This window comes from Leucobacter sp. M11, assembly GCF_035726885.1.
GTDB lineage: Bacteria > Actinomycetota > Actinomycetes > Actinomycetales > Microbacteriaceae > JAPFRB01.
Genome location: NZ_JAPFRB010000002.1, coordinates 144451 through 148611, shown reverse-complemented (window position 1 = coordinate 148611; position 4161 = coordinate 144451). Strand labels below are relative to the sequence as shown.

The window sequence follows — 4161 nt, the reverse complement described above, 5'->3', positions numbered from 1 at the left end:
GCGGGGACGGGATGTGTGTGCCCGGGTGACATTGGTGCCAAGACGTGACCTGATCGGGGCCGAATGGCATTGCTCGGCCGGAGCCTTTCTGAAAGGCTGTGCCGTGCCCCCCGCATCGCGCGACGCGTCTCGCTGCCTGGGGGAGCACTGACGCGCAGGATGCGCGCAGCCACACCATGATGAGGAGAACCCGTGCAGAAACGGAACCTGACCCCACTGGCCGCCCTCGCTCTGATCGCTTCGCTCGGGCTCGCCGGATGCGCTGCCCCCGCGGAGCCCACGGCGGAGCCGACGACGCCGAAGCAGACCTCGCAGGCCCCTGAGCCCGCTCCGTCGGAGACCGAGACCGAATCCCCCGAGCCCAGCGCGGCGGCCGCGAACGGCCCCGCCCCGGAGTGGTTCACCGGAGCCACGGACGTGGGCGAGCTGATCGGCGAGACGCAGACCGACTCCTGGGACGTCCGCGTCTACCAGGTGGGCACGGGAACCGCGGACACCGACAGCCGTGAGGTGGACCCCGACACCAAGGAGAGCCTGCTCCCGGCGGGCACGGAGGTCGTCTTCCTGAACTTCGTGTACACGAACCGGAGCGACAACACGCTCAACCTGAACACGATCCCGGACCCCGCCCTGCGGCTGCCGGACTGGAAGTTCCTCGGCGGCCAGCCCGGCGTCGTGAACCCCGAGCTGTACCGGGCCCAGGGCATCGAGAAGGGCGGCTACGACGTGAACAAGGTGGCCAAGCACGCCAGCGGCACCCTGATCTACGCGGTCGCCCCGGGGGAGTCCATCGCGGAGGCCACGAGTATCGCCTACGAGCCCGGCACCGAGCCGACCGCGAAGCTGACCTTCTCGGCGAAGGACGACGCCGACCAGCTCATTGATGCCGAACTCCAGGAGGCCACCGTCACCGTTCGGATCAAGTAGCTCCCGGGAATCCGAGGTTGCCCGGGAAGCGGACAGAGTGTCCGGTCCTGGGCAACACCCCGGGAGGTCACAGCGGGCATGCTGATAGCTTTTCAGGAGGTGCATCGCATGCCCGTCGTGTCGATGACGCCACATCCCTGATCTGGAGGAACGATAAGCATGTCTCAGTACCGGGTACAGAACCCCGCCACGGGCGAGGTTCTCGAATCATTCGATTCCGCGACTGACGCACAGATTGACACGGCGCTCGCGAGCGCCGATGCCGTGTATCGCGAGTGGCGACGTAAGAGCGTGCAGGAGCGCGCCGTCGTCGTGAAGCGCGTCGCGGAGCTCTTCGAGGAGCGCAAGGAAGAACTCGCCCGCCTCATCGCGACCGAGATGGGCAAGTCCATCGCCGAGTCCATCGATGAGGTCGAGTTCGCGGCCTCAATCATCGACTACTACGCCGTGCACGGGCCCAGCCTGATCACGGACTACGAGATCCCGAGCACGATCCCGGGCAAGGCCGTCATCGAGCACCTCCCGGTGGGCGTCCTGCTCGGCGTCATGCCCTGGAACTTCCCGTACTACCAGGTCGCCCGCTTCGCGGCGCCGAACCTGTTGCTCGGCAACACGATCCTGCTCAAGCACGCCGACATCTGCGGTCGTTCGGCGCTCACGGTGCAGGAGATCATGGAGGAGGCGGGCGTGCCCGTCGGCGGGTACCAGAACGTCTTCGCCTCGCACGAGCAAATCGCGACGATGATCGCGGACCCCCGTGTCCAGGGCGTCTCGCTCACGGGCTCCGAGCGGGCGGGGGGCATCATCGGCGCCCAGGCCGGCGCGCACCTGAAGAAGTGCGTGCTCGAGCTCGGCGGCATCGACGCGATGATCGTGCTCGACTCCGACGACGTGGCCGCCGTCGCGAAGGAAGCCTGGGATTTCCGGGTCTACAACGTGGGGCAGGTCTGCAACTCGAACAAGCGGATGATCGTCATGGACGACATCTACGACGAGTTCGTGGCCGAGCTGAAGCGCCTGGCCACGGGCCTCGTGCCCGGCGACCAGCTGGACCTCGCCGAGGGCGCGTACGTGCCAATGTCCTCGCGCGCCGCCGCCGAGACCGTGCACGCGCAGGTCCAGCAGGCGGTCGCCGAGGGCGCGACGGTTGAGGCGGGCGGCCAGCTCTCCGAGGCCCCGAGCGCCTACTACGCGCCCACCGTGCTCACGGGGGTGCCGCGCGGCTCCGACTCCTACGGCCAGGAGATCTTCGGGCCCGTCGCCACGGTGTACCGGGTGTCCAGCGACGAAGAGGCCATCGAGCTCGCGAACGACTGCGCGCTCGGCCTCGGCGGCTCCGTGTTTTCCACGGACGAGGCGCGGGCACGCCGCATCGCCCAGCAGCTCGAGGTCGGCATGTCGCACGTGAACACGATCGCGGCCGAGTCCGCGGAGATGCCCTTCGGCGGCGTCAAGCGCTCCGGCTTTGGGCGCGAGATGGGCCCGCTCGGCATCGGGGAGTTTGCGAACAAGCGACTCTTCTTCGTCGCGGAGTAGTGCGGGCACGGTTCCCGACCGTGCCCAACGGGGTCGCAGCCGCGTGCTGCGGCCCCGTTTTGCGTTCCCGAGGGCGCCCGCCCGCTCCCGGCCGAGGCCCCCGCCAGCGCAGCCGTGCAACCGGTGCCCAGCCGGGGTCGCTACGCTAGACGGGTGGCTCACTTACTCGGCGGAGAATCGCTCACCCTGTCCTACCCCAACCGGGTCATCATCGATGACGTCACGATCGGGGTGAACGAGGGCGATCGGATCGGCGTCGTCGGCCGCAACGGCGACGGGAAGTCCACCCTGCTGAAGCTGCTCTCCGGACTCATTGAGCCGGACGAGGGACGCGTGACGCGCCGGGGCGGGGTCACGGTCGGCGTGCTCGCGCAGACGGACAGCCTGGACGACGACGGCACCATCGCCGAGGCCGTGGTCGGGGACACCCCCGAGTACGAGTGGGCGGGCAACCGCATCGTTCGCGATGTCATCTCTGGCCTGCTCGGCGGCCTCGACTGGCACGGGCGCATCGGCGACCTCTCGGGCGGCCAGCGCCGCCGCGTCGCGCTCGCCGCGCTGCTCGCGGGCGACTGGGACGTGCTCTTCCTGGACGAGCCGACGAACCACCTGGACCTGGAGGGCGTGCACTGGCTCGCCCAGCACCTCAACCAGCGCTGGGCGCGCAACTCCGGGGGATTGCTCGTCGTGACGCACGACCGCTGGTTCCTCGACGAGATCAGCACCATGACGTGGGAGGTGCACGACGGCATCGTCGACATCTTCGAGGGCGGCTACGCGGCCTATGTGCTCCAGCGCGTGGAGCGTGACCGGATGGCGTCCGTGACGGAGGCCAAGCGGCAGAACCTCATGAAGAAGGAGCTGGCCTGGCTGCGCCGAGGCGCCCCCGCCCGGACCGCGAAGCCGAAGTTCCGCATCGAGGCGGCCAACCAGCTGATCGAGGACGTGCCGCCCGTGCGCGACAAGATTCAGCTGTCGAGCATGGCGATGAGCCGGATCGGCAAGGAGGTCGTGAACCTCGTGGACGCGGGCGTCAGCTACGGCGAGCACCGGGTGCTGCGCGACGTGAACTGGAAGCTCGCCCCGGGCGAGCGCACCGGCATCCTCGGGGTGAACGGCGCGGGCAAGTCCACGCTGCTCGGGCTGATCTCGGGCGAGGTGACGCCGACGGAGGGCTCCGTGAAGCGCGGCACGACCGTGAAGATCGCTCAGCTGACCCAGCACTTCGAGCTGTTGGAAGACGTGATGCACGAGCGCGTGAGCGACGTGATCGGGCGCAAGCGCACGAGCTACTCGGTCGGGGGCAAAGAGATGAGCCCCGGCCAGCTGCTGGAGCGGATGGGCTTCACGAACGCCCAGCTCTCCACCCCGGTCAAGGATCTTTCCGGCGGGCAGAAGCGCCGCCTGCAACTGCTGCTCATTCTGCTGGACGAGCCGAACGTGCTCATCCTCGACGAGCCCAGCAACGACATGGACACCGACATGCTGGCCGCGATCGAGGACCTGCTTGACTCCTGGCCCGGCACCCTGATCGTGGTGAGCCACGACCGGTACCTGTTGGAGCGCGTCACCGATCAGCAGTACGCGGTGCTCGGCGGCACGATCCGGCACCTGCCGGGCGGCGTGGACGAGTACCTGCGGTTGTCCGCCGCGGAGCAGGCCGCCGCCGGGCAGACGGGTTCGGCCCCCTCGGGGAGC

3 protein-coding genes are annotated in these 4161 nt (G+C 68.8%); all 3 read left to right on the top strand.

All coding sequences use genetic code 11. The features are described 5' to 3' along the window. Window positions 1-192 precede the first annotated feature (192 nt). Window positions 193-927, top strand: a complete 735-nt coding sequence (locus OOT08_RS04805) for a hypothetical protein (protein ID WP_325091425.1) — start codon at window positions 193-195, stop codon at window positions 925-927. Window positions 928-1086: 159 nt separating this feature from the next. After that, on the top strand, window positions 1087-2463 hold the full coding sequence (locus OOT08_RS04800; RefSeq protein WP_325091424.1) for an NAD-dependent succinate-semialdehyde dehydrogenase: 1377 nt from the start codon (window positions 1087-1089) through the stop codon (window positions 2461-2463). Window positions 2464-2616: 153 nt separating this feature from the next. Beyond that, window positions 2617-4161 (top strand): ABC-F family ATP-binding cassette domain-containing protein (locus tag OOT08_RS04795; protein WP_325091423.1); only part of this gene is annotated, 1545 nt, incomplete at its 3' end.

Bases quoted from the DNA above. Each gene is read 5' to 3' on its own strand.
- OOT08_RS04800 (WP_325091424.1), top strand. From the start codon at position 1,087: ATGTCTCAGTACCGGGTACAGAACCCCGCCACGGGCGAGGTTCTCGAA.